5 protein-coding genes are annotated in these 4,237 nt (G+C 41.3%); all 5 read right to left on the reverse strand.

Annotated features, from left to right (window positions below):
- Positions 1-737: 737 nt before the first annotated feature.
- Positions 738-1,718, reverse strand: coding sequence for an alpha/beta fold hydrolase (locus JKK62_RS10840; protein ID WP_201427914.1), 981 nt, complete (start codon positions 1,716-1,718; stop codon positions 738-740).
- Positions 1,711-2,277, reverse strand: coding sequence for a PadR family transcriptional regulator (locus JKK62_RS10845; RefSeq protein WP_201427915.1), 567 nt, complete (start codon positions 2,275-2,277; stop codon positions 1,711-1,713). Before JKK62_RS10845 ends, JKK62_RS10840 begins: the two co-directional genes overlap by 8 nt.
- Positions 2,278-2,382: 105 nt before the next feature.
- Positions 2,383-2,760 (reverse strand): TnpV protein, encoded by a 378-nt coding sequence (locus JKK62_RS10850; RefSeq protein ID WP_201427916.1) that lies wholly within the window; start codon positions 2,758-2,760, stop codon positions 2,383-2,385.
- 24 nt (positions 2,761-2,784) lie between these two features.
- Complete coding sequence (locus JKK62_RS10855) at positions 2,785-3,939, reverse strand: plasmid recombination protein (RefSeq protein ID WP_201427917.1); 1,155 nt, start codon at positions 3,937-3,939, stop codon at positions 2,785-2,787.
- 51 nt (positions 3,940-3,990) lie between these two features.
- Positions 3,991-4,237, reverse strand: a 247-nt coding sequence (locus tag JKK62_RS17360) for a hypothetical protein (protein WP_207752177.1), incomplete at its 5' end; no start/stop codon positions are given.

Raw genomic sequence — 4,237 nt, forward strand, 5'->3', positions numbered from 1 at the left:
AGCTTCAAAAATGTATTTTGAACAGCGTCCTCAGCGTCATTTTTATTTTTGCAATAACTGAGCGTTGTTCTATATACAACATCGATATATTTACCTGCAATTCTATTAAACTCGGCAGCTTCCATACATTCCTCCCCTTTCCAAGATAATAGCAACAAAGGAACAATCTCCTTACGATGCTTTTGAAAGACCTTTCACTATACTAACAACTCAAAACAGCAAAATATCCCAAAAATATAGAAAAAAATTTTAAGGCTATGATAACAGTACCATAGAACAGCCAATCTCACAATAGAAAAACGCCGCCAAGCAGGAGAATGTCCCACTTGGCGGCTGTGATTTATAATTCTAAATTAGAAATTTATTCCCACTCGATAGCACATAAACAAATCTGTGTATGAATTATTATCTGTGCTATCTGTGGTACTTTTGATTATTTGATATATCCATATTCTCCTGCCTATATCCCCTCTTGTTATCATTTTGTTATCAGCGTTGATAACAGCGAGAGTATTTAGCTGTGTTGGATAAACTTTTCTGTACGGTTATTATACCGCATTTTAGTTCTGTTTTCAATAGGATTTGTATATTATTCGTATCTTTATTGCAATCGAAACAGTGTAACGATTTTAGGCTTCAAAAGGCGCTGTTTATGCGCCCTCTGAGGAGCAAAACTTGATTATTAGGGTAAATATAATTACCATAAACCTTTTGCCGTTACAGGTGAGTTTAATTGTTTATACATTATTCCCTATAATATTCAATTTGCGTATCTCTTCAAATACAGCCTGCATTCCGTTCACACCGGGGATATGTGCGCTGTTGGGTATGACTTTGCAAGTAAGATTTGGATTATCAGATTCTTCAACGAAGGAAACAATACTGCTTGTGCAAGTTACTATATCTGTCTCTCCCTGAATGATATGATACGGAACAGACACGCTTTTCAGAGATTCACGCAAATCAAGCTCTGACAGCTCCGTAATAAGGCTTGTGTTTTTCATATAACCGTTCATTACAATTGCCTTAAAATCTTTGAATTTGTAATCGGGACTTGTCATAATGCCACGGATTATTTTGCCCACTTTAGCTTTCGGTTCGTTTGGATTGTTGTAGCCGTATGTATACTTACGTATTGCACTACTCAGTCTCATCGCCGTCTTATTATTAAATTCTTTGGAATCAACAGCTGTTTTGAGTTCGATTTTTAGTTTTTGGGGTGCTTTAGATTTCATCAGCGCATCTATTGTTTCTTGGCTTTGCATCAGCTGATAGAGCACCTGACCATATGTAATCACCCCGTCAATTATTTCAGAAGACCTTTCCGCAACCATTGCAGATAAAACCGATCCCCAAGACATTCCTAAAAGCCAAACAGCATTTTGAGGGAATCTTCTTTTGATTTCCTTAATTAACTCAATGGTCATATTTACAAAGTCATTAATAGATACATCGTCGGGCAGCTTTGCATTATTGATACCGCAACCGTATTGATCCCAAGACACAAGAATACAGTTATCCGTGAATTCGGGAAACAAGCCTCTTGCACCGACGCAGAACGGAATTGGTGAACCCGGACCGCCGTGCAACGTAATAACTACTGGAAGATTCTCGTATTTTCCTTCTATCAGCACCTTCTGCAGATAACCGCCCAAAACAAACTCTTCAACTGTTGATACTTTGTTTGCTTCTATGATTGCTTTTCTTTGTCTATTCATCACATTTCCTCATTTCAATTAAAAATTGTTCATACCACTTGATTGCAAAAGACATTAAATCACGCCCAAAACGCGCGGCAGCAAGCTGATAAAAAATAATATCTTTCGCTTCATTATCCAAATTATCGTAATTGATTGATCGTATGAATAATCCTGATTCATCGCAAATCATCTTCAATGAATCATATTTATTCTTTAATTCAGTAATGTACTCCTGAGTATTTTCAAAACGGTTTTCCTGTTTTGAAAAACCCATAAAATAAATCTTCGATAGTTCGGGACACTTTATCCCCGCAGAATCAATGGGGCTGTTAATCCAGTTGTTAAATTCCCGTCTGCCGGCATCGGTAATATAGTATTCTTTTTTCTTCTTTCCATTATCCTGAATATCACGGTAATCAATGTATCCGTTATTCAGGAGTTTCTTTATAGCTGCCTGAATGCTTCCGGTGCTGCTGCTGTACATAATATTCAGCCCTTTATCAATTCGGCTTCTCAATTGATAAATTGTCCTGTTGCTGAGTATTAACAACCCAAGAATAATATAGTCCGTACCCATCCCTCCGATATTACTAATAGTAACATAATAATAACATCGTCCGCCTCATTTGTCAATAGAAAACGCCGCCAAGCAGGAGGTTAACCCACTTGGCGGCTGCACTTATCAGGTGTAAACCAACTCTGTATTTACAATCTCTGTTGCTCGGTTGCGAATATTGTTCATCCTTGCAACCCACAACATTTGATTTTCTGCTTTGAGCTGTTCGGTTACGCCTTCTTTTTCGGCGAGTTGTTTTACTAACCGAAAGAACATATCCTCTGCCTGCTCGTCAATGTCGGCGAGATATGCGGTGAGCTTACAGGTTGTCATCAGATTGGTATAGCGGATTTTATGATGCTGCTTGATGTAGCGCAAATGCCGCTTGCCCCAAATACCGATTTCAACCTTTGGCTGTTCGGGGAGCGTCAGACACGGAAGGTAATAATCGCCTTGCAGCTCGTATTGAATGCCTGTTTTCTTGTCATAAATTCTCTTTTCCATTGTTCATCAACCTTTCATAATATATTAGCGTGCGTCACGCTGTTTTGACTTTTTGAAACTTCTCGCCTGCTCGATAATCTCATTGAGCTTGCGCTTTCCGAAAACCTTTTCCAACAGGCGGTACCCTTTGTTCTGCTCACGGAGCATACCGTTGAGCTCTTTGAGCTTGGAGTTTTCATATTTCAGATGTTCGTTTTCACGGTGCAATCTGCCGTTCAGATTATTGATACGGTGGTAATTCTCCCAGCCCTGATAACTTTTGGCGAGGACGGTTCGGACAAGGTTTTTTAACCGGTTAATCAGCGGATCTACAAACTTTTTCTTGTAGCTCTTTGCCGTCATCAAGCCCTGCGGCTCATGGAGTTGCAGTTGCGGATCTTCGTCAAGCTGCTTTTCGACGTCGCCGAGAATTTCCTTTGCTTCCTCGATTTTCTCAACCGTCGCTTTCAGTCCTTTGACCTCTAATTGCTTTTCTTCAATCTCCCTGTCAAGCTCGGCAACCTCTTTGGCTCGCTCCTGCTTTTTGTAATCAAGGACGGACAGATGCTGTTCGTGAGTGCCCTTCTGCTCCCACTCGATACCGTGCCGCTCCATAATCTGAGCAAGGACTTCCTTTTCGGAAAGTATCCAACGGTTCAACTCGTTGTCGCTCTTTCCCTCGCCTTTGAAGCCCATATTAAGCATAGCCTGTTTCAGCGAAACTCGTTTCTCCAAACCTCGCTTGCTCCCGGTGGTGAATGGTACAAAGTCGATATGGATATGCGGCGTCGCTTCGTCCATATGAAGGTGAGCGGAGAACACTCGCAGGTAGGGATTGCGCTCTTGGAAGCCTTGATAGTATTCGTCGAGGATTGTCCTCGCAAGCTCGGCGTGTTCTCCTGTCGCAGACATATCGTCCTTGTTGCCTATTTGGAAGATGATCTCGTGGAACAGCTTTTCCTGCTTTCCGGACTCAATATGCTTGTAATAATCGGCTATCTTTCTGTCCTTGCGTTTCTGTTTATCGTTGTACTGTTTCAGAGCTTCATCAAACATTTCGTGATACACTTTCTTGATTGGCTCATTACAGTAATCTATATTCAAATGGGTACGCTCGCTGTCCACGTTCTCCGCCGTAAACGCTCGGCTGTTGTGCGTGACAGAGCCTTTACCCACCATAGCGCTGATCGTTCTCTTCATTTATCTACCTCAAATCTCTAATAATATTCATCTATCTTTTTACTGAATTGCTTACTCGGGTTCTGTTACTCTTGCCAAGAGTAACGCAAAAGCACTTTTGACAGCAGAGCTATCAAAAATGCAACCTGCGAGCAGGTTTTGCGCTCTCCGAGGGGCAAGGGCAGCCCTTTGAAAAGGGCTCCCTGCACCCAGCAAAAACTTTTGTATTGTCACTTCCCGAAAAGGAACATTGCAAGATTGCAGGTATCTATACTGCTGCAATGTTGCAACCTTGACTATGCGGCAAGCTGCCAATACC

The organism is Ruminococcus difficilis (genome assembly GCF_016680995.1).

Coding starts and splice junctions, on each gene's coding strand:
- JKK62_RS10840 (WP_201427914.1), bottom strand. CDS start 1,718: ATGAATAGACAAAGAAAAGCAATCATAGAAGCAAACAAAGTATCAACA.
- JKK62_RS10845 (WP_201427915.1), bottom strand. CDS start 2,277: ATGGGTACGGACTATATTATTCTTGGGTTGTTAATACTCAGCAACAGG.
- JKK62_RS10850 (WP_201427916.1), bottom strand. CDS start 2,760: ATGGAAAAGAGAATTTATGACAAGAAAACAGGCATTCAATACGAGCTG.
- JKK62_RS10855 (WP_201427917.1), bottom strand. CDS start 3,939: ATGAAGAGAACGATCAGCGCTATGGTGGGTAAAGGCTCTGTCACGCAC.